The following is a 21,210-nucleotide window of genomic DNA, read 5'->3' as shown; positions in this document are numbered from 1 at the left end:
GCGCGACCCGAGCTCCGGAGCGCTCGAGATCGAGCGGCCGTGTTTCGCCAGGCGGGGCGAACTCGAATCCGTCCACCGGCAGCATTCAACGCTCGCTTCCGTTCGCGCGCGCCGACCACATCGCGCCGCCGTTTCCTCGGGCGGCGCGGACGAGCTGTGAATCGCCCTCGACGCTGACGCCCGAGTCCACGCGGGCTTCAGAGCGCGGCAGTCGCACGCGAAACGTCGAGCCGGCTCCGACCCGGCTCTCGACCTCGATCGAGCCGCCGTGCGCATTCACGATGCGGCGCACGACGGAGAGCCCGAGCCCGGCTCCGGCCATCTCGGTCTTGCGCCGCCGGAACGGCAGGAAGACATCGGCGAGCTCCGACTCGGGGATCCCGATGCCGCTGTCCGTGACCGACAGCACGGCTGCGCCGGGCTCCTCGCCGACGACGATCCGGATCGAACCGCCGTGCGGCGAGAACTTGATCGCGTTGCTCAACAGATTGCTGACGACCTGCTCGACACGCAGCGGATCCGCCTGCACGATCACCGGCCGCTCCGGCATCTCGGTCTCGATGCGATGGTCCGGAGATGTCGGTGAATAGAGGCGCACGATGTCCTCGACGACGTCGCGCACGTCGAGCGCCTCGGGCCGTATCTCGAGCTTCCCCGCTTCGATGCGCGTGGCGTCGAGGAGATCCTCGACCATTCGAGCGAGCCGATCGACGTGCCGGTCCAGGCGAACGTGCAAGCGGGCGCGGCGGGCCTCGGACTGGTCCTGCACGAGCGCCTGCATTCCGAGCTTCAGAGCGCCGAGCGGATTGCGGAGATCGTGCGCGACGCCGGCGAGAAACGCGAGCTGCTCCTGGCGCTGCCTGGCCAGCGCGTCCGCCATCTCGTTGAAGCCCTCCGCGAGCTCGAGCACTTCTCGGCAGGAGCCGCCGCTGACGGCGCGAGCGCCGTCATCGCCCGCCCGGAGCTTCGATATCGTGCCGTGAAGGTCGATCATCGGCGCGAGCACGTAGCGGCGCAGCGTGAGGGCCGCGGCCAACGATGCGGCGACGAGCACGCCTCCGGCGACGAGCGCCACGATCTCGGCGATGCGGTTGACGCGAAGGGTCCGGGCATGGGCGGTCAGTATCCGGGCTTCGTTTATGCCGCGCAGCGTTTCGAGCCGATCGACGGTGGCGTTCAACGAGGTCTGCGTGAGGCGCAACAGATCCTCGATGTCGAGGTTCCGCGCCTCCAGGTTCCGGCGCTCCTCGAAGTAGGCGGCGAGTCCGAGCGAGATCTCGTCGACGAGCTGCTCCTCGTCGGCGGACGAGATGGATGCGCGCGCTTCGCTGATCAGCCGCTCCAGCTCCGCAGCGATATCCGCACGTGCATCGGCCAGCGCCGCGCTCGGATTGACGGCGTAGAGATTCGCGATCCGCTGGTACATCAGCAGCGACAGCTCGAGCTCGTCGGCGACGGCGCGGCTGCGGGTATCGCGAACCACCGTTGCCATCGTGTGCTCGACTTGACCCGTCGACCAGACGAGCACCGCAGCCGTCAGCACGGTGATCGTGCCGAAGGCCGCGATCGCCGCGGTCACCACGGTGCGGATGCTCGGAGCGCGATGTCCCGTGCGAGGCCCGGTCACTGTGACCCTCCGGACGATGCGAATCGAGGAAAAGGCGGCTTGACGAGCTCCCCGGCCGGAGCGAGCGTGGCCCCGCGAATTAAGGTGCCAGAGCGCGCGCCGGTCGGCAACGGCCGCCGCCGCCCCCGGCAACACGCAGCTTCAGAGACGGAACAGAAACTCCTGCATGCCGTTCCGCAGCAAGCGCGCCCGCTCGACAGTGTAGCCGTGCATGCAGTTGACCAAGTCCTCCGGGGAATAACGCGGCGCGTCGCGCTCGCCCTGCACGGGTGCGACGTTCACGAGCCGCTGCTCGTCGAGCGGGACGAAACACCCCGGCTTCACGGACATCTTCTTCGACGAGTACACGATCAGCGCATGCACGAGCGCACCCGGCCTCGCGCGCTCGGCCACGGCGGCCATCACGGCCGTCAGCGCCGGTCGATTGAGATAGTTCAGCAAGTCCCAGCACAGCACGACGTCCGCGGGCTCGGGCCCGCGCACCGGCAGCAACGCCTCGGCGCGCTCCCGCAGGAACTCGGGCTCGGCCTCGTCGAGCTGCTGCAGACCCTCTCCGAGGTCGACGATGTCGAGCCGCGCGCGAAACTGGCCGAAAAGCGCGATCGTCTCGGTGCGGGCGGCCCCGAGGTCGAGCACGACGCAGCGATCGACCGCGCGCAGGCGCTCGAGCAGCGATCCAAACAGGGGCGCGTTGAGCGCCTCCGCACCGGCAGGCGTCTCCGGGGCGGCCGAGCGTCCGGGTGAGTTCACTGCGTCACCGCAAGCATCATCGAGGGAGCCGCGGTCCGGACGGAACAGCGCCGCCCGGATCCGCGACCGTGAAGTCTACCGCCTTTCTCGGCGACGTTCTCGTCCCGCTCGCCGGGGTCGGCGAGCCGTGCGGACGCTCGAGCCCGGATGCTCAGCCCCGCTTCGCGCCGGCCGCCGCTTCGGGTTTCGACGAGGCGCCGTCGCTCGGCTTGAAGGACGGCTTCGCGCCGGTATCGACGGCCGCCGGCTGGCTCGAAGGCCCGCGCCGCTTGCCGAGCGCCGCCTCCACCGCTTGCGGGTCCATCTCGATCGAGCCTTTGAAGCGGGCGCCGTCCTCGAGGCTCACGCGCGGGGAGGTGATGTTCCCGCGCACTTGCGCGCTCTTGCGGATGCTGACGCGCTCGGAGCCGTAAAGGTCTCCTTCCATGAAGCCTTCGACGAAGATCGAATGCGCGTAAACGTCGGCGCTGACCTTGCCCTTCGGGCCGATCGTCAGGCTGTTGTTTTTCAGCTGCACCGTGCCGGCGACTTCCCCTTCGATCAGCAAGTCCTCCTCGCCCCGCAGGTCGCCGTCGATGTGGATCGACGGTCCGATCACGGCCGCTTCGCGCGGGCTCGACGGCGCCGGCGCGGCGCGGCGGGTTGAAGACGATGCTTCCGGAGGGAAGGGCGCCGAAGGCGCGCTCTCGTCGCGTGACACCGAATCCCCCTTATCCGTTCCCTTCTTTCCGATCTCGAACATTGCTCAAGCCCCCCAGGTGTCGACGCACCTACAGTTTCATTGACGATGAACGCCCGTTCGGGCGGACCGCACGGGCAGCCGGGCTGCGCCAGGCGCGCCTCCGTAGTCAGAGGGTGTCTCGCCGCGCCGTGGCGATCCGCTTGCGCGGGTCGCGAACGCGGCCTTCCGGAGCTCCGACACGTCGAGTCGGGCCCCAAGCGCTTCTTCCGGTGCGATGGTGAGTGCGCATCATCGAACGGGCGCAGGCGGCCGAACCAGAAGTGCGAACCTTGGCCGTAACCGTATGCGCTATCTAGCATATTTTTCATGCCGAGGACAAGTTGTCCCGCCGGCGGAACGACCGCGGCGATCCGATCGCCGGAAGCTCCGCGCGTTGCGGGCGTGGTCCCACCGCTTCGTCGTGCCGCATCCGCGCGGTTATCCTCGTTCGGTGAGACTTGCGGCTGCGCCGACCTGAACGCGACGGCGGCCGCGGCATCTAAGAACTTGCATCGTCGTCGGAGAGGGGAAAGTGCGCATCAAGAAAAGCTCCGTGGTCTCGGAGGGAGTCTCCCTGGTGATTCTGCTCGCCTTGTTGACCGGTGCGCGCTCTTCGCTGGCGGATCACTACTACGTGCCGAGCGGCTCGATGGAGTACGCCTTGATCCCCGGCGACCGGGTCATCGTCGACAAGACGGCTTACGGGCTCCGCATCCCGTTTACGACGATCGACCTCTTCGGCTCGAGAAGCCCGGAGCGGGGGGACGTCGCCGTCTTCGATTCGCCGCGGGACGGCACGCGTCTCATCAAGAGGATCGTCGCCGTCGGCGGCGACGTGGTCTCGGTGAAGGACGGCCTGCTGACGGTGAACGGCAAGACGGTGGACCGGCGGAGGGGGCCGTTCGAGGCCGTCGAGACGATCGGCGATACCGAGGCGATTCTGAACCTCGACCGAGGAGGCGGCCCGGATCTTCCGCCCCAACGGGTCCCCGAGGGCATGGTCCTCGCGCTCGGCGATCATCGCGGCAGCAGCCTCGACGGGCGGTACTGGGGGTTCGTCGACGAGACCGAGCTCTACGGGAAGGCCGTCGCGGTCTACTACCGCCGCGGAGAAGGCTTCACCTGGTTGCCGCTGTAAGGCTCGCCGGCTCGGGCTTCGGCCGCGACCGTCGGGCTTCGGCGCTTCCGGCCCCCAGCTCAGCCCGCTCGGCCCGAGCTCGATTCCTTGCCGCTCGGGCTACGCGCCGCACGCGCATCGGCTTCCGCGGCGAGCCGTTCGAGCTCCGGATCGAGGTCGACCGGGTACGCCCCGGCCCGCTCCAGCGACCTCAGCGCCGGCGGCAAGCGCTCGAGGCCGTCACGGACCCGCGCGCGAATCTCCTCGAGCGTCGGCAGCGGCTCTACGAGCCGGCCGCCGCGGAGCACCGGCCCGAGCAGCGCCTCGCCGGGCTGAGACGCGGAGGCCGGCGCGATCATGTCGCGCTCGAACCGGCCTTCCGCGTCGAGGCGGCGGAAGACCTGCTTGCGGCCGGGAAGGGTGGCCTTGCCGGGCGACCGCTTGCGTCGCGGTTGCCCGGCATACTCCTGGAGCTTGTAAGCGCAGTCGAGCGACGGCGCGTCGATCGAAGCATCGAGCGCGGTCCCGACGCCGAACCCGTCGATCGGCGCGCCCGCGTGGAGCAGCCGCTCGATGTCGTGCTCGTCGAGCCCGCCGCTCGCGAAGATACCGATCCTCGGGCCGGGCGCGCGATCGAGAATCGCGCGGACGCGTCGTGAGAGGGCGTCGAGATCGCCGCTGTCGATCCGCACCGCCTGGACGCGAATGCCTTCGCGCTGGAGACGGCCGGCCAGCTCGACGACCTGCTCCGCGGCGCGCAGCGTGTCGTAGGTGTCGATCAGCAGCACGACGGCCCCGCGGTGTCCCCGCGCGAACCGCTCGAAGGCTTCCGTCTCGCTGTCGTGAGCCTCGATGTACGAGTGGGCCATCGTGCCGAACACCGGGATCTCGAAGAGCGGATGTGCAAGGACGGTCGCCGTGCCGGCGAAGCCGGCGGCGTAGCTCGCGCGGGCGGCGAGCAACGCGGCTTCGGCGCCGTGTGCGCGGCGCATGCCGAAGTCGATCAGCGCGGCGCCGTCCGCGGCCAGCACGAAGCGCGCCGCCTTCGACGCGATCATCGTTTGGAAATGAAGCAGATTCAGCAGGCGGCTCTCCACGAGCTGCGCCTCCATCAGCGGCGCGGTCACCCGCAACAGCGGCTCCTGCGGGAAGAAGATCGTGCCTTCCGGCATCGCGTGCAGGTCCCCGGTGAAGCGGAACGACGCGAGATGCTCGAGGAAGCGCTCGTGAAACAACCCGGTCTCCGCGAGCGCAGCGACGTCGCGCGGCTCGAAGCGCAGCGTCGTGAGATATTCCACGGCCTGCGCGAGGCCCGCGGCCACGAGGAAGTTGCGTGTCGGTGGCAAGCGCCGCACGAACAGCTCGAACACGGCCTCGCCGTTCATGCCCCCGTCGAAATACGACTGGAGCATCGTCAGCTGGTAGAGGTCGGTCAGCAACGGGCTGGCGTGCGTGCCGTCTCGAGCACCCTGCATGGTTGCCGTTCCTTTGCGCCTTTCGCCCGGCGGCCTCGGAGATCAGAGGAACGACGCCGACTCTGCGAGCCGAATGCCGCGTGCGACGCAGGCCGCCCGCAGCTCGTCGTCGCCGGCGGGAGCGACGGAGCGGGTCGCATCCCACAGCACGGTGGTCTCGAAGCCGAGGTCGCGGGCATCCTCGGCCGTCCAGCGCACACAAAAGTCCCGTGCGAGGCCGCACACGTACACGTCGCGGACGCCCCGCTCGCGCAAGTAGCCCCCGAGCCCGGTCGGCGGCCGCTCGCCACGCTCGTCCCAGTTGTTGCGGAACCCGCTGTAGGAGTCGACGGCGGGATTCGTGCCTTTGCGCACGACGGCTTCCGCCGCATCCCACGGCAGCGCGGGCGACAGCTCGGCGCCCGGCGTGCCCTGAACGCAGTGATCCGGCCACAGCACTTGCTCGCGGCCGTAGAGCTCGATCGTCTCGAACGGCGTGCGCCCTGGGTGCGACGAGGCGAACGAGACGTGGCCGGGCGGGTGCCAGTCCTGAGTCGCGACGACGAGCGGAAACCGGCGCGCGGCGAGCAGACGTCGAATCGGCTCGAGCACCGCGTCGCCGTCGGTGACGGCGAGCGCGCCGCCGGGAAGGAAGTCCGGCTGCACGTCGACGACGATGAGCGCGCTGCGATCGCTGATCGGCATGACCTCACGATAACGCCGCGGCCGGGGGCTGGCCAGACTGGGCCGCGCGTCAGCCGGCGTGCCCGCGCACGAGCATCACCGCCGCGCGCAGCCGCCGCACGAGACCGGCGACGAGCTCCGCGTCGAGGCTCGCGGGCGCGGGCAGCACCAGCAGGCGCGCGTGCCGCGCGGACGCCGCGAGGGCCGACGCGCGCGCTTCGGCCTCCGTGCTTATCCGCTCGATCGTCACGGCGCCGGCAAACGCCGCGCCGCGCGACCGGGCGAGCGGCGCGAGCCGCGCGGCCGCTTCCCGCGCGGTCGGGGCTTCGCCGCGGCCGGCGAGCACGACGCTGAGCGGCGCTCCGATGCGCGCCGCGAGCCGCAGCGCGCCGTCGAGCGCGGAGCCCGCCGTCGCATCGAGATCGGCGGGCCGGCCGACGACGAGCACGACGTCGCCGGCTTGCGGCCACCGGCCCGGCGTCAGGAGCAGCGCGCGGAGCGGTATCGTCGTGCCCGCGCGTCCCCAGACTTCGAGCGCGGCGCGCGCCGCGTCGGCGTCGGCGACGAGCGCGTCGGCCCGCTCGACCGCGCGGCTCAGCACGTTCGCGCAGTCCCCGCGCGCGACCTCGAACGCGGCGCGAAGGCCGAGACGTGCACCCTCGGCCTCGAACAACCGGCGCAAGGCGCCCGACCGGGCGCGCAGCTGCCGCTCGAGCCCTGCGAGCTCGAGGCGGCGGTCTGCGCCGGACATCTCGATCTCGCGCGCAAGTTGCGATCCGGCGTGTGCGAGCAGCGCTTCCTCCTCGACGAACAGCCCGACGACCTCGGGCGCCGCCTCGCCGAGCAGATAGCGGTACACGTCGAGGGCGAGACGGTCGCGCGCGGCCGCGGCCGTCAAGGCGACGAGAATGCGGCCGCTCGCCCGTGCGCTTTCCGCCACTACTCTTCCTCGGTCTTCGACTTCGACTTCGCCTTCGTCCGACGTGCCTTGCGCAAGATCTCCTGGCTCATCTGCTCCCGCTTCGCTGCGAGCTCCTGCAGCCGGTGCTCGACGCGATAGTTGACGGTGCCTACCGGGAACTTGCCGCGTGCGTTGCGTTGCCCCGCCGGGACGCCCGTGAGCAGCGTGATCGCATCGTCGATCGTCGCGATCGGGTAAATGTGAAAGAGCCCGTCGCGTGCCGCTTGAACGATGTCCTCGCGCAGCATCAGGTGCTTCACATTGTCCTTCGGAATCAGGACGCCTTGCTCGCCCGTGAGCCCGCGGCGGGCGCACGTGTCGAAGAAACCTTCGATCTTCTCGTTGACGCCGCCGATCACCTGGACCTGGCCGTGCTGATTCACCGAGCCGGTCACGGCGAGCGACTGCTTGATGGGCAGGTCCGCGAGTGAAGAGAGCAGGGCGCACGTCTCGGCGACGGAGGCGCTGTCGCCTTCGACGCCGCCGTAGCTCTGCTCGAAGACGAGGCTCGCGTGGACGGACAGCGGCGTTTCCGCCGCATAACGCGAGCCGAGGTAGGCGGAGAGAATGAGCACGCCTTTCGAATGGATCGCGCCGCCGAGCTCGATCTCCCGCTCGATGTCCACCACCTGCCCGTCGCCGATGCGCACGTTCGCCGTGATGCGCGTGGGTTGACCGAAATGGAAGCTGCCGAGGCCGAACACCGAAAGTCCGTTGATCTGACCGATCTTCGCGCCGTCCGTGTCGATCAGCAGATCGTTGCGCTCGATCTCCTCCTGGAACTCCTCGCGCAGACGGTCGACCCGGCGAATTTGCGCTTCGATCGCCTGCTGCACGTGCCGCCGCTCGACCGTCTCGGCCGACTCGCGCTCCGCTCTGAAGCTCGCCTCGCACAGCAGATCGGCGACGTCCCGCAGCTGCGTGGTGAGCTTTTCCGCGTCGCCGATCATCCGCGCGCCGTGCTCGATCACGCGGGCGACGGCATCGGCCTTGAACGGCAGCAGCCCCTCGCGCTTCGCGAGCGCGCCGATCAGGCGGCCGTAGCGGTCGGTGCTGCTCGGATCGCGATCGATCCGGTTCTCGAGGTCCGCGGCGACTTTGAAAAGGTCGGCGAAATCCGGGTCGAGCTCGCACAGAAGATAGTAGATGAGCCGCTCGCCGATCAGGATCACCTTTGCGTCGAGCGGAATAGGCTGCGGCTCCAGCGAGACGGTGCTGACCAGGCTCAAGCTCTGGCCGGGCGACTCGATCCTGATTTCCCTTCCGAACAGCGCGCGCTTCAACGCGGGCCACGCGAGAGGCTCGGCGAGCACGCGCTCCGCGTCGAGAATCAGATAGCCGCCGTTCGCGCGATGCAGCGCGCCGGGGCGAATCATCGTGAAGTTCGTGACGAGCGCGCCGAAGTGCGCTGCGTGCTCGACGCGGCCGACGAGGTTACCGAGCGTCGGATGCTGCTCGTAGACGATCCGCACGCCGCCGTCGCCGGAGTGGTCCACGACGACGTTGACGGTGTAGCGACCGAGGGCGGGGTGGGCAGGGGAGGCGGGCTCCGTGCCGTCGAGCCGGGGACCGCCGGGCTCGGGCGGCAGTCCCGCGGGCCCGGCGGCCGCCGGGCGCTCCGCGGGGAAGAAGAACTGGATGTTCTCGATGACGTCCTCGCGTACGCGGTCGAGGTAGCCCGCTACGTCCGGAAGCTCTCGGTAGGCTTCCTTCAGCTGCTCGATCGGCGGCGCGGCCGCGAGCTCCGTCACGCGCCGATTCAGATCCTTGATCCGCTCGCGCCGCTCCTTATTCCAGCGCGGCAGCGTTTCCAGGTGCTGGCGCAGCTTGTCGGACATTGCCGCGACCGCTTTTCGCGTTTGCTCGCGCTCCTCCTCCGGCAGCTTCTCGAACTTCTCGTCGTCGAGGAGCTCTCCGTCGCGAACCGGTGCGATGGCGAAGCCGTGCGGGGTGCGCACGACGCTCACGCTGCTGCTGCGTGCTTCCTGCTGCAGCGTCTCCATCGCGGCGCGGTACCGATCCTCGTATTCCTGGTGAATCTCCGCGACGGAGTTGCGGTAGTGCTCGCTCTCGAACGCGGCCGGAATCGCTTCGCGCAGCTCGTCGATCAGCCGCGCCATGTCGCGGCGCAGCACCGTGCCGCGCCCGGCCGGCAGCGCCAGCACGCGAGGCTTCCGCTCCTCGTCGAAGTTGTTCACGTAGCACCAGTCCAAGGATCCGGCGCGGGCGGGTGCGCGCTTGCGCAGAAACTCCTCGACCATCGCATGCTTCAAGCTGCCGGAAGGCCCCAGGACGAAGATGTTGAAGCCGTCATGGCCGACGTGGACACCGAAGTCGAGCGCGTCGAGGAGCCGGTCTTGACCGACGGCGAGCTCGGTATCGCCGAGCTCCGCGGTCGTCGAGAACGACAGCGACGCCGGGTCGCAGCGGCGGTAGAGCGCGTCCGGAGAAAGCGGAGCGGGAGCCGACGGCATCGCCGCTCGGAGAGTCTTGACGGCCTTGGCCTTGTTCGCCTTCTTCACCATGTCCCGGCGCCGTTTCCTCGGATCGGTTGATTCGGGCCGGCGGCGGCGCGCCGGCGCGCACGGAGCGTGCGCCCGCACATTTCATCACGAAACGCCGGGAGCGCGCCCGAGGCGGGGGCGTAGGCGCCGCCCCGGGGCTGTGGCACGATGGCCTTCGGGTTTCCGAGGTGCAAGACATGGCAGTCCGCAGGATTTTGCGTATGGGACATCCGGTGCTCCGGCAGGTCGCCCGGCCCGTTCAGCCGGCCGAGCTCGGAAGCGATGAATTGAGGCGGCTCGTGGCCGACATGATCGACACGCTGCACGACTACGGAGGGATCGGCCTGGCCGCGCCGCAGGTCGGGGAATCGCTCCGGCTTGCGCTCGTCGAGGTTCCGGGCGGCATGACCCGCTACGGTGAGATCGCGCCGATGCCGCTCACGGTCTTCGTCAACCCGACGCTCGAGATCGTCCCCGATGCCGACGTGGCGGGATATTGGGAGGGGTGCCTATCGGTCCCCGGGCTCCGGGGCTTCGTCGAGCGGCCGCAGCGCGTCAAGGTGGCCTACACGGACCTCGACGGCGAGCGGGACGAGTTCGAGCTCACGGGCTTCTTGGCAACCGTCTTCCAGCACGAGTTCGACCACCTGGACGGCAAGCTCTACATCGATCGGATCAAGGATCCGCGCCTGCTCGGCTTCGACGAGGAGTACGAGCGCTACCTCGCGCCGCGCGACGCGGCTTGATGGCGCGCCGAGAAAGGTTGGCGGGCGGCCGGCCCGGGGCGCGATTGCGGGCCGGGCGGCCGCCCGCCGATGGAGGGGTTTACCAGCGGTTGCCGGTGTAGCCGCGTCCCCCGCCGCCGCCGGATCTCGGCTTCTGCGGCCTCGCTTCGTTGACCGTCATCGGACGGCCGCTGTAATCGGCGCCGTTCAGCTTGTCGATCGCCGCCTGAGCTTCCGATTCGCTCGACATCTCGACGAAACCGAAGCCTTTGCTTCGGCCCGTGTCGCGGTCGGTGATCAGCTTCGCCGACTCGACTCTCCCGAAAGGCGAGAACTTCTGAATTAGATCTTCTTCGGTGACCGAAAACGGCAGGTTGCCGACGTAGAGTTTTCTGCCCATATGACCTCCTGTGGGGCTTCGAAACCGTCAACGGAGGATATGGGCACCACGCCCGTAGACTCGGATGAACGGTTCAGTCCGGGCGATTGTATCAGTTCCGGCGTGTCCGCTCGACTGCTGCGATGCCTGCCGCGGCCGCGAACGGACGGGCCGACCCCGCGACGCGTCCGCCGGTCGGTCCCGGCTTGCGCCCGGCGGCGCGAGCGGGCGTCGCCGTGGTTGCGCGCCTCGACGGCGTGGGCTACTGTCACGCGTTTACCCCTGAACCCGAAGCTGCCGGGCCGGGCTCCTGGCGTATCGGCGCCGAGCGCGCCGCATGCGAGCCCTGTTCGAGCAACCATTGCGCGAAGAATAAGGAGGTTCAAGATGTCAGACGCCGACCGCTCGCAGCCGTTCTCGCTTCCGCCGCTGCCATGGAGCGAAGATGCGCTCGCTCCGGTCATCTCGAAGCAGACGATCGAGTTTCACTACGGCAAGCACCACGCGGCCTACGTGAAGAATCTGAACGGGCTCGTGTCCGGCACCGACATGGCCGACATGCCGCTCGAGCAGATCGTGCGCTCCGCCGCGGGCGCCGCGGACAAGACCGCGCTTTTCAACAACGCCGGTCAAACCTGGAATCACACGTTCTTCTGGAACTCGCTCGCGCCGCAGCGCACTTCGCCGAGCCGCGCGCTGCTCGACAAGGTGAACGAGTCGTTCGGGAGCCTCGAGCAGTTCGAGGAGCAGTTCGTGAAGGCGGCCGCCGCGCAGTTCGGCAGCGGCTGGGCATGGCTGACCCTCGACGGCGGCAAGCTCGCGATCGAGACCACGGCGAACGCCGACACGCCGATGGCGCACGGCCGAACGTGTCTCTTGACGGTCGACGTCTGGGAGCACGCGTATTACCTCGACTACCAGAACCGCCGCCCGGATTTCCTGAAGGCCGTCGTCGGCAAGCTGCTGAACTGGCGCTTCGCGAGCGAGCAGTACGAGGCGGCCGCCTGACTCGCGGCCGTCCGCGGCCGCCGCGCCGTGCCGGCGCGGCGCGCCCGTCCCCTCCCGGGTGTTGAGACCGGGCGCGCGTCCCTGCGATCATCGAACGCAGGCTTCGGGCGGAACGACCCAAGGACAGCATCATGGCAAGAATCGTAGGCGGCATCGCCACTTCGCATACTCCGACCATCGGCTTCGCGCTCGATACGCACAAGGAGCGGGACCCGGTATGGGCGCCGATCTTCGAGGGCTATCGGCCGGTGCAGCAATGGCTGAAGGACAAGAATCCCGACGTGCTCTTTTTGATCTACAACGATCACGTCACGTCGTTCTTCTTCGATCATTACTCGCACTTCGCGCTCGGCGTCGGGGATTCGTACCCTGTCGCGGATGAGGGCGGCGGCCCGCGTGCGCTGCCGCCGGTGAAGGGGCACCCCGCTCTGGCGCAGCATATCGCGAAGTGCCTCACGGCCGACGAGTTCGATCTCTCGTACTTTCAGCGCCGCGGTCTCGATCACGGCTGCATGTCACCGCTGTCGGTACTCTGGCCGCACGAGCCCGATTGGCCCGGCGCGATCGTGCCGCTGCAAGTGGGCGTGCTGCAGTTTCCGATCCCCTCGGCGCGCCGTTGCTACAAGCTCGGGCTCGCGCTCGGCCGGGCGATCGAGAGCTATCCGGAGGATCTCGACGTCGTCGTCGTCGGCACCGGCGGGCTGTCCCACCAGGTGCACGGCGAGCGAGCGGGGTTCAACAACACCGAATGGGACATGGAGTTCATGCGCCTGCTCGAGGAGGAGCCCGAGAAGCTCACCGAGATCACGATCGCGGAGTACGCGCGGCTCGGCGGGCTCGAAGGCTCCGAGGTCATCATGTGGCTGATCATGCGCGGCGCACTGACCCCGAAGGTCAAGAAGGTGCATCAGTCGTATTACTTGCCGTCGATGACGCCGATCGCGACGCTCGTGCTCGAGAACGACCCCACGGTGCCGCGGCGCAACGGCGCCGTGCTCGAGCACGCGAACCGCGAATGGGCGGGCATCGAGAAGCTCGACGGCACGTATCCCTTTACTCTCGAGACGAGCGTGCGCGCCTTCCGGCTGAACGAGTTCCTGCACGGCCTCGTCGAGCCCCGCAGGCGAGAGCTCTTCTTGAGGGACCCGGAGGCCGCGTTCGAGGAGGCCGGGCTCACGGAGGAGGAGCGGGACATGGTCCGCCGGCGCGATTGGCGCGCGATGATCCGCTACGGCGTGATCTTCTTCATGCTCGAGAAGCTCGGCGCGGTGATCGGAACGACGAACCTGCATATCTATGCCGCGATGCGCGGCCAGTCGCTCGAGGATTTTCAGAAGACCCGCAACGCGCAGGTTCTCTACTCGGTCGCGGGACAGGACGAAGGGAAGAAGGACTGGGACCGCTGACAGGTCCCCTGTCGAGCGCGCCGCGCGCGGTTCGACGGCGCTGCGGAAGCCGCGGGGCTGCCGAGCCGCCGGCCGCGCACGAGAACGCCGAATGCACCGTCGAACCGAAACGGCGGCCGCGCGGATCGGGCGTATCAGGCTCGAACGGCCGTCGCTTGCCCGGGAAGCGGAGTTTCTGCGCGGCGTGATCCGCAGCCGTGCGCTTCACCGAGCGTTCGTCGAGCCTCCCTGCACCTCTTCCGAGTATCACGCCTATCTGCGACGCCAGCGCCGACCGAGCCAGGAGTCGTTCTTCGTGATCGACGCGGAATCGGGTCGGCTCGCCGGCGTCGTGAACGTGAACGACATCGTCCGCGATTCCATTCAGTCGGCCTCCCTCGGCTATTACGCCTTCGTGCCGTTCGCGGGGAACGGGCTCATGCGCGAAGCGTTGCGCGTCGTCGTCGGCTGGTGCTTCCGAGACCTCGGCCTGCATCGCCTCGAGGCCAACATCCAGCCGGGAAACATACGCTCGGTCGCGCTCGTGGAAGGGCTCGGGTTTCGGCTCGAGGGCCTTTCCCCGCGTTACCTGAAAATTCGGGGGCGCTGGCGCGATCACGAGCGCTGGGCGCTGCTCGCGGAGGAGTGGCGCCGCTACGCGTCGCGGGCGGCTTCCGGCGCTGGCGCGTTATCGCGCGTGCGGCCGGCAGCGCGCGTGCGCCACGACCAGCCGAGCACGACCGCGAGTACCCCGAGCGTCAGCGCGATCAAAGCGCCGGCCGCGGTCTGAAAGCCGTCGGTGAACGCCGCGAGAAGACCTCGGTCCGCCCGCGGACCGACGGCGGCGAGCGAGGCGACGTAGCCCGCGTTGCCCATCGTCAACGTCACGATCGCCGTGCCGAACGCGATCCCGATGACGTTGCCGGTGTTCCGGCAAAGGTTCACGAAGCCGGCCGCGAAACCGTGCGCGTGCGCATCGACGGCGTTCAGCATCGACGTCGAATTCGGCGCGTTGAACGTCGAGAGCCCGAGCGCCATCGTCATCAGCCCGCCCACGATCACCCAAACCGGGCTCGTAACGTCGAGCAGAGAGAACTGCACGAGCCCGAGCAGCGCGATGACGAGCCCCAGGTTCGCGAAGCGGCGCACGCCGAATCGGTCGGCGATGCGTCCGACGAACGGCCCGACGACGGCCGTGACGACGGCGGCGGGCAGCATCAGCAAGCCGACTCGGGACGGATCGAAGCCCTTCACCCCTTGCAGGAAGAACGGCGCGAGGAAGCGTGTCGACGACACGCCCATGAAGGCGACGACCGAGCTCAGCGCGCCGAGACCGAAGGCGCCGGAGCGAAGCAGGCGAAAGTCGAGGATCGGCGCTGCGCTGCGCCGCTCGATGCCGATGAACGAGATTGCGAGCACGGCGACGAGCAGATACGCGGCGAGGACCGGCGGCTCGGTCCAGCCGATCCGCGGCCCGAGCGTAAGCGTGAGGAGCGCGGCGACGAGCAGCGTCGAGAATGCCGCCGCGCCGGCCACGTCGAACCGCGCCGCTTCCGCGCGCTGCCGCATCGCGCGCCGGCGCAGGATCAGCTGCCCGGCGATGGCGATCGCGAGCATCGCCGCTGAAGTCATGCCGAACAGCGCGCGCCATCCGATCGTGCCGACGATCAGGCCGCCGGTCGCGGGCCCGGCGATCGCACCGAGGCCGACGCCGCCCATTTGCATGCCGAGCACGCGGGCGCGCTCGTGAGCTCCGTACTGGCCGATGAGGAGCGCCATCGCGGTGCTCTGCGTCATCGACGAGCCGACGCCGACGAGAACGCGCGCGAGAACCAGCGAAAGGATCGTCCCTGAGAGCGACGCGAGCAGCGCGCCGATCGAGAACAGGCAGCAGCCGAGAACGTAGATTCGCTTGCGCCCGATCGCATCGGACAGTCGGCCGAGCGGGACGAGCAGGGCAGCGATCGTGAGGCTGTTGCCGATGACGACCCACTGCGCGGTCGGCAAGTCCGTATCGAACTCGAGCGCGATCGTCGGCAGCGCGACGATCGCGGAGCTCGTGTCGAAGACCGTGACGAAGATTCCGGTCACGCAGACCAGGAATACCCGGTGTTTGTGCTGCAAGCGCGTGCGCGTCCTGATACCTCGGCCGACGGCCGCCGGCGCGGGTCAACGTGGAAAGGAGCAAATGGTAGGGAAGGCCGCGAGCCGCAACCAGCCCCGGAGCGACGGCCGGGAGCGGGTCGCCGCGCCCGACCGGTGCGGCCCGTGTCCGGCCGCCTTCGCGGACCGGTTTGCCAAGCGGCGCGCGCGCCTTATTCTGCCGTTCGACAAGCCGCGATCGGCGCGCGGACGGATGTCCGAACGGAGGGACGATGGCTCAACTTACTCTCGAGCAAGCGAACGCAATCATTGCCAACGCCCTCGCCAAGGCGCGGCAGATGAAGGTGCCCCCGCTCAGCGTCGTGGTCCTCGACGACAGCGGGCACTTGAAGGCGATGCAGCGCGAGGACGGCGCGAGCATGTTCAGGGCGGAAGTCGCAACGGGCAAGGCGTGGGCGGCGGTCGCGATGGGCGCGTCGAGTCGGGCGCTCGCGCTCCGCGCGAAGGACAACCCGAACTTCTTCGTCACGCTCGCCGCCACGGCCGGCGGCAAGTTTCTGCCGCAGCCCGGCGCCGTGCTGATTCGGGACGGGTCCGGCCGTCTGCTCGGCGCCGCCGGCGCGAGCGGCGGCACGGGCGACGAGGACGAGGCCTGCTGCATCGCGGGCGTCGAGCAGGCCGGGCTCACGGCGGAGGTCTGACGCGGGCCCGCTGGGCCGCGAAACGCCGTCTTCGGGCGGACCTCGCGGGCTCCGGGAGTCGAGCGCCGCGCAGGGCCCTCGGCGTCGGGCGCGGCCCGCGCGATGCGCGAGCCCTACGAGCGGACGTCGGCGAGCTCGGCCGGCTCCGGCCAGTCGGACCCGTCCGGCGAGAGGATCGCGGCGGCGACCTCCGCGGAGAGCGCATCGAGCTCGTGATCCTCGAGCAGCGTCAACGTCGCGGCCGGATCGAACTCCGGCTCGCCGACGGCCGCTCCCGCCCAGGCCGCGGCCGCTCGCGTCGCGGCGCTCGGCGCGCGGGCGGCCTCGCGCTGCACGGCGCGTACCGGGGTCCCCCGCTCCGCGGTGCGCGCCGGGGTCTCCCACAACTCCGCGTCCGGGGCGTCCCACGGCTCGGCGTCCGCTGCATCCCACTCCGCCGCTGCCGGTTCGCCGATGTCGACGAACTCGGTCAGGACGGGGATGCCGTCGTTGTCGGCCCGCTCCGTAGCCCGGCTCGGATCGGCGGCCTCGGCGAATGGCGTGTCGGCAGCCTCTGCGAAAGGCGCGTCAGGGGTCTCGGCGAAAGGGAGGTCGGCGGCCTCGGCGAAGGGCATGTTCGTCGCATCGGCGGAACGCGTGTCGGTTTCCGCGGAAGGCCCGTCGGGAGCCGCTTGCAGATCGACGGCGGCGCGGAGCACGAGGTCGGCCGTCGCCACCGGCTCGCCGCGGGCGGCGGCGAGCGCGAGCGCAGTCTCGCAAAGATTGTTCAGCACTCGCGGGATTCCGCGGGAGCGGCGCGCGAGCTCGGCGAGCGCGTCCGTCGCGAGCAATGCGTCGAGGCGGACGCCCGCGGCGGACGCCGCGCACGCGAGATACGCCTCGACGTCGTCGGCCTCGAGCGGCTCCACTCGCCGGACGAGCCGGACGCGTTGCCGCAAGCCGGTCAACGCCGGCAGCCGGAGGTGCTCGAGCAGCGCGTCCTCGCCCATCAAGATCACGTTCGCGCCGGGGCAGCCGTTCGCGTCCGCTGCCGTGAGCGAGTCGAGCGCGCGCAGCACGGCGTCGCCGACCTCGTCCGCGCGCTCGACGCCGATGAAGATGCGCGTATCGGTCGCGCCGAGCTCCGTGAGAAACTGCCGCCAGGTCTGGAGCCGCTCGACGCGGCTGTGCTTGTACGGCTCGAAGCCGAACTCGGCGAGGAGCAGCTCGAGCAGGTCGTAGGGATTCGACGGCGGCGCCGCGAGCCACGCAGACGCGACGCGGGTGCTCGGGGACGAGCTGCGCAGCGCGTTTGCGGCGAGCGTCGTCTTGCCGACGCCGGGCGGGCCGTGCAGCACGACGACCGAATCGGGCGCACCGAGCCCGATCCGCATGTACTCCGCCGCCGTGCGCTGAGCGTCGCCGATGAACACGGCCTCGTCGTGGGCGATGCCGGCGAAGAGGCGCCGTTCGAGCCCGAAATGTCGTGCATACATGGCGCTGACCCGATTTCCCGTGCGGGAAGACGCGGACAGTCTGCGCCGCGGGCGGTACCGATTCCCGAAGGCGCATCACAAAACATAACGCGGGCGGCGGGCCGTGCGCGGCCCCGGGCGGGCCTCGGGCTAAGATCCCGAAACGCCCGTATCCTGAAGGCCCCGCGATGAGCTCGATCGGCACCCGAGACGCCACTCGTCCCCCGCCCGACCCGCTGCTGACGGCGATCGCCGACTACGTGACCACGTTCGACGGCGGCTCGGCCGAAGCGCGCGACATCGCCCGATATTGCTTGATGGACTCGCTCGGCTGCGCGGTCCTCGCGCTCGGCTTCCCGGCGTGCAGGCAGCGCCTCGGGCCGGTCGTGCCCGGCGCGGAGCTGCCGGGCGGGGTCCGCGTGCCGGGCACCTCCTACGAGCTCGATCCGGTCAAGGCCGCATTCGATATCGGCGCAATGATCCGTTGGCTCGATTACAACGACACCTGGCTCGCCGCGGAGTGGGGGCATCCGTCGGACAATCTCGGCGCGATCCTCGCCGTCGCCGACTACCTGGCCCGCGGCTCGTCCGCCGCGCACGCGCGGCCGCTCACCGTCGGCGACGTGCTGACCGCCGCGATCGAGGCGCACGAGATCCAAGGCGTGCTCGCGCTCGAGAACGCCTTCAACGCCGTCGGCCTCGACCACGTCTTGCTCGTGCGCGTCGCGAGCACCGCGGTGGCGACGCGCCTGCTCGGCGGCTCGCACGCGCAGATCGTCGCTGCGGTATCGAATGCCTGGCTGGACGGAGGCGCGCTTCGCACCTACCGTCACGCGCCGAACACGGGCCCGCGCAAGAGCTGGGCCGCAGGCGACGCCGCGAGCCGAGCCGTCCGCCACGCGCTGATGGCGCTTTCGGGCGAGCCGGGCTATCCGTCCGCTTTGACGGCACCCGTCTGGGGCTTCGAGCATGCGCTGATGCGGGGCCGGCCGGTCGTGTTGTCGCGGCCGCTGGGCTCCTACGTGATGGAGAACGTGCTCTTCAAGATCGCGTACCCCGCGGAGTTCCACGCGCAGACGGCCGTCGAGGCGGCCATCGCACTGCACCCCGCGGTGCGCGGGCGGCTCGACGAAGTCGCCGAGATCGTCATCGAAACGCAAGCGCCGGCGCGCCGCATCATCGACAAGACGGGTCCGCTTGCGAATCCGGCCGATCGCGATCATTGTCTTCAGTACATGGTCGCGATCGCTCTCATTCACGGGGATCTCACCGCGGACCATTACGAGGACGCGGCCGCCGCCGATCCTCGCGTCGACGCGCTGCGCGCCGCGATGAAGGTCGTCGAGAATCCGCAGTTCAGCGCGGACTATCTCGACCCGGACAAGCGCGCGATCGGCAACGCCGTTCAAGTCACGTTCGCCGACGGCACGCGCACGGCGCGCGTGGCCGTCGAGTACCCGCTCGGTCATCGGCGGCGCCGTGCCGAAGGCATTCCGCTTTTGCTCGAGAAATTCGCGCGCAATATCCGCACGTGCTTCGACGCGGCCTCTGCCGAGCGGATCGAGGCCGCGTTCGCCGATCGCGAGCGGCTCGAGGCGATGCCGGTCGAGGCGTTCATGGGGCTGTGGGCGCCGCAGCGGCTCTCGAACGGCGGCGGGCGATGAACGAAAGCGCGGGCGCGAAGCTGAGAAGGGCCTGGGTCGAGGCGCCGCCGCTGCTGATTCCCGGCGCCGTCAACGCGTATTGCGCGCGGCTTGCCGAGCGCGCGGGCTTCAAGGCCCTGTACCTCTCGGGAGCCGGCGTCGCGAATGCATCGTTCGCGCTGCCCGATCTCGGTATGACGACGCTCTCCGACGTCCTCGAGGACGCGCGCCGTATCACCGGCGCCACTTCTCTCCCGCTGCTCGTCGATGCGGATACCGGGTGGGGCGGCGCGTTCAATATCGCGCGGACGACGCGCGAGATGATTCGCGCGGGCGTCGCCGGGATGCACATCGAGGATCAGGAGCAGGCGAAGCGCTGTGGTCATCGCCCCAACAAGGCGATCGTCCCGGCCGAGGAAATGTGCGACCGGATCAAAGTGGCCGTGGACGCGCGAACGGACGACGATTTCGTCGTGATGGCGCGCACCGATGCGTTCGCGCACGAAGGCCGCGAGGCTTCGATCGCGCGCTGCCGGGCCTACGTCGCGGCCGGGGCGGATGCGATATTCGCCGAAGCGCTGCGCACGCTCGAGGACTACGCGGCTTTCGTCGCCGCCCTGGACGTTCCGGTCCTGGCGAATCTGACGGAGTTCGGCGTGACGCCGGCGTTCACCGCGGCCGAGCTCGGTGCCGCGGGCGTAAGCATGATTCTCTATCCATTGTCCGCGTTCCGCGCCATGAGTCGAGCGGCCGAGCGGGTCTATCGGACGATCATCGAAAGCGGAACGCAGACCCCGGTGCTCGATTCGATGCAGACTCGCGAGGAGCTGTACGACGTGCTCGGCTACCACGCTTACGAGCGCAAGCTGGACGAGCTCTTCGCCGCGAGAGGCGACTGCGACGAAGGCGACTGACGCTCGCCCCTCGCGCCGCCCCGAGCGGTCCCGGATGTTGCGCCGAAGCAATAAGTGAAAGCCGCAATCCGGGCCGTTCGCCCACGCCCTATTGGTGGAATCCGCACACCTTCTAGCTTGGAGAAACTTCGGCGAAGACGTTAACATTCAGTGAGTAAGGACCGCGTCAGAACCGTGGGCGGGTTCGAGCCATGGAACCGGCTATTGCGGTGGATTTCTAACCTCTATCTATCTCCATGGCCTGAGACGGCGGTCGAAGGAGGGCGAGTGAAACGGATTGGGCTTTGGGGGTCGGGGGTTGGCGTGACGCTGGCGCTCGCGGGCTGCGGCCCGTCGGGCCAGGAGCTCGCGAGCGAGACGATCAGCACCTACTGCGTCGATTGTCACAACGATCTCGAGCGCGTTGCCGAGCTTTCCCTCGAAGAGCTCGATCTCGAGCACATCGGCGCCGAGCGCGAGACCTGGGAGAAGGTCGTCGAGAAGCTGCGCGCGGGCATGATGCCGCCGCCGGAGGCGGAGCGGCCGGAGCTCGAGACCTACGTAGGCGTCGCCGAATGGCTCGAGAGCGAGCTCGACGAGTCGTGGGAGCCGTATCTGCCGCCGCCTGGCGCGCATCGCTTGAACCGCGCCGAGTACGAGAACGTGATTCGCGATCTCCTCGGCATCGAGGTGGACGCGTCGAAATTCCTTCCGGTGGACGACTCGAGCAACGGCTTCGACAACCAGGCGGGAACGCTGACGTTGTCGTCGACGCTGCTGGAAGCCTATTTGTCGGCCGCCGGCCGCATCAGCCGGCTCGCGATGGGCGATGTGGACGCGCCGACGCAGACGGTGTACCGCGTGGCCGAGGACACGACGCAGAACTATCACGTCGAAGGGCTGCCGTTCGGCACGCGCGGCGGGCTTTTGGTGGATCACTACTTCCCGGCGGACGGCGAGTACAACATCAAGATTTTCTCGGTGAACCTCGGGAACATGGGCAACTTCCGCCCGTTCGGCGAGGTGGAGGGCGAGCAGCTGGAGGTGCTGCTGGACGGCGAGCGGATTGCGCTGTTCGATTGGGACAAGGAGCTGAAGGGC

18 protein-coding genes and 1 pseudogene are annotated in these 21,210 nt (G+C 69.2%); 9 read left to right on the top strand and 10 right to left on the bottom strand.

What is annotated here, in order from left to right; genetic code table 11:
- Positions 1–85: 85 nt before the first annotated feature.
- From VF329_03225 to VF329_03215, 3 genes are all read right to left on the bottom strand, one after another.
- The gene (locus VF329_03225) at positions 86–1,579 is read right to left on the bottom strand and encodes a HAMP domain-containing sensor histidine kinase (protein ID HEX7080006.1); all 1,494 of its coding nucleotides are present in this window, start codon (positions 1,577–1,579) and stop codon (positions 86–88) included.
- A 189-nt stretch (positions 1,580–1,768) separates the two neighbouring features.
- Positions 1,769–2,377, bottom strand: coding sequence for a hypothetical protein (locus tag VF329_03220; GenBank protein HEX7080005.1), 609 nt, complete (start codon positions 2,375–2,377; stop codon positions 1,769–1,771).
- Positions 2,378–2,528: 151 nt separating this feature from the next.
- A complete protein-coding gene (locus VF329_03215) occupies positions 2,529–2,975 on the bottom strand; it encodes a polymer-forming cytoskeletal protein (GenBank protein HEX7080004.1) in 447 nt (148 codons plus the stop codon).
- Positions 2,976–3,630: 655 nt separating this feature from the next.
- On the opposite strand from VF329_03215, the gene lepB reads away from it, so the two are divergent.
- Positions 3,631–4,236, top strand: coding sequence for a signal peptidase I (lepB, locus tag VF329_03210; GenBank protein HEX7080003.1), 606 nt, complete (start codon positions 3,631–3,633; stop codon positions 4,234–4,236).
- A gap of 59 nt (positions 4,237–4,295) precedes the next feature.
- On the opposite strand, the gene VF329_03205 is transcribed toward lepB, so the two are convergent.
- The 4 genes from VF329_03205 to VF329_03190 are packed head-to-tail and all read right to left on the bottom strand — an operon-like array spanning position 4,296 to position 9,839.
- The gene (locus VF329_03205; GenBank protein ID HEX7080002.1) at positions 4,296–5,690 is read right to left on the bottom strand and encodes a nicotinate phosphoribosyltransferase; all 1,395 of its coding nucleotides are present in this window, start codon (positions 5,688–5,690) and stop codon (positions 4,296–4,298) included.
- Between the two features lie 42 nt (positions 5,691–5,732).
- Positions 5,733–6,374: a bifunctional nicotinamidase/pyrazinamidase gene (pncA, locus tag VF329_03200; GenBank protein ID HEX7080001.1), complete on the bottom strand. Its 642-nt coding sequence runs from the start codon at positions 6,372–6,374 to the stop codon at positions 5,733–5,735.
- Positions 6,375–6,423: 49 nt separating this feature from the next.
- Positions 6,424–7,293 (bottom strand): hypothetical protein, encoded by an 870-nt coding sequence (locus tag VF329_03195; GenBank protein ID HEX7080000.1) that lies wholly within the window; start codon positions 7,291–7,293, stop codon positions 6,424–6,426.
- Entirely contained in the window at positions 7,293–9,839 is a 2,547-nt protein-coding gene (locus VF329_03190) for an AAA family ATPase (GenBank protein HEX7079999.1), read from the bottom strand. Before VF329_03190 ends, VF329_03195 begins: the two co-directional genes overlap by 1 nt.
- Positions 9,840–10,015: 176 nt before the next feature.
- On the opposite strand from VF329_03190, the gene def reads away from it, so the two are divergent.
- Complete coding sequence (gene def / locus VF329_03185; GenBank protein HEX7079998.1) at positions 10,016–10,564, top strand: peptide deformylase; 549 nt, start codon at positions 10,016–10,018, stop codon at positions 10,562–10,564.
- A 79-nt stretch (positions 10,565–10,643) separates the two neighbouring features.
- On the opposite strand, the gene VF329_03180 is transcribed toward def, so the two are convergent.
- Entirely contained in the window at positions 10,644–10,943 is a 300-nt protein-coding gene (locus tag VF329_03180) for an RNA-binding protein (protein HEX7079997.1), read from the bottom strand.
- 366 nt (positions 10,944–11,309) lie between these two features.
- Here VF329_03180 and VF329_03175 point away from each other — a divergent pair, with 366 nt between their 5' ends.
- The 3 genes from VF329_03175 to VF329_03165 all read left to right on the top strand — a co-directional run bounded on the left by VF329_03175 (position 11,310) and on the right by VF329_03165 (position 14,105).
- Positions 11,310–11,930: a superoxide dismutase gene (locus tag VF329_03175; protein ID HEX7079996.1), complete on the top strand. Its 621-nt coding sequence runs from the start codon at positions 11,310–11,312 to the stop codon at positions 11,928–11,930.
- Positions 11,931–12,061: 131 nt separating this feature from the next.
- Positions 12,062–13,336, top strand: coding sequence for a gallate dioxygenase (locus tag VF329_03170; protein ID HEX7079995.1), 1,275 nt, complete (start codon positions 12,062–12,064; stop codon positions 13,334–13,336).
- Positions 13,337–13,427: 91 nt separating this feature from the next.
- Complete coding sequence (locus VF329_03165) at positions 13,428–14,105, top strand: GNAT family protein (GenBank protein HEX7079994.1); 678 nt, start codon at positions 13,428–13,430, stop codon at positions 14,103–14,105.
- Between the two features lie 131 nt (positions 14,106–14,236).
- Here VF329_03165 and VF329_03160 read toward each other — a convergent pair.
- Positions 14,237–15,406: pseudogene (locus VF329_03160) on the bottom strand (MFS transporter).
- A gap of 284 nt (positions 15,407–15,690) precedes the next feature.
- Between VF329_03160 and VF329_03155 the strand changes: the two are divergent.
- Positions 15,691–16,119 (top strand): heme-binding protein, encoded by a 429-nt coding sequence (locus tag VF329_03155; GenBank protein ID HEX7079993.1) that lies wholly within the window; start codon positions 15,691–15,693, stop codon positions 16,117–16,119.
- Between the two features lie 113 nt (positions 16,120–16,232).
- Here VF329_03155 and VF329_03150 read toward each other — a convergent pair whose 3' ends face one another.
- Complete coding sequence (locus VF329_03150; GenBank protein HEX7079992.1) at positions 16,233–17,594, bottom strand: AAA family ATPase; 1,362 nt, start codon at positions 17,592–17,594, stop codon at positions 16,233–16,235.
- A gap of 167 nt (positions 17,595–17,761) precedes the next feature.
- On the opposite strand from VF329_03150, the gene VF329_03145 reads away from it, so the two are divergent.
- The 3 genes from VF329_03145 to VF329_03135 form a co-directional block, all read left to right on the top strand.
- The gene (locus tag VF329_03145; GenBank protein ID HEX7079991.1) at positions 17,762–19,237 is read left to right on the top strand and encodes a bifunctional 2-methylcitrate dehydratase/aconitate hydratase; all 1,476 of its coding nucleotides are present in this window, start codon (positions 17,762–17,764) and stop codon (positions 19,235–19,237) included.
- On the top strand, positions 19,234–20,130 hold the full coding sequence (gene prpB / locus VF329_03140; GenBank protein HEX7079990.1) for a methylisocitrate lyase: 897 nt from the start codon (positions 19,234–19,236) through the stop codon (positions 20,128–20,130). Before VF329_03145 ends, prpB begins: the two co-directional genes overlap by 4 nt.
- A gap of 267 nt (positions 20,131–20,397) precedes the next feature.
- The coding region (locus tag VF329_03135) for a DUF1587 domain-containing protein (protein HEX7079989.1) at positions 20,398–21,210 on the top strand (813 nt) is incomplete at its 3' end.

It is taken from the genome of Gammaproteobacteria bacterium, assembly GCA_036381015.1.
Lineage (GTDB): Bacteria > Pseudomonadota > Gammaproteobacteria > Steroidobacterales > Rariloculaceae > ZC4RG20.
The sequence above is the reverse complement of the archived record's forward strand: the minus strand, read 5'-3'. Positions and strand labels throughout refer to the sequence as shown.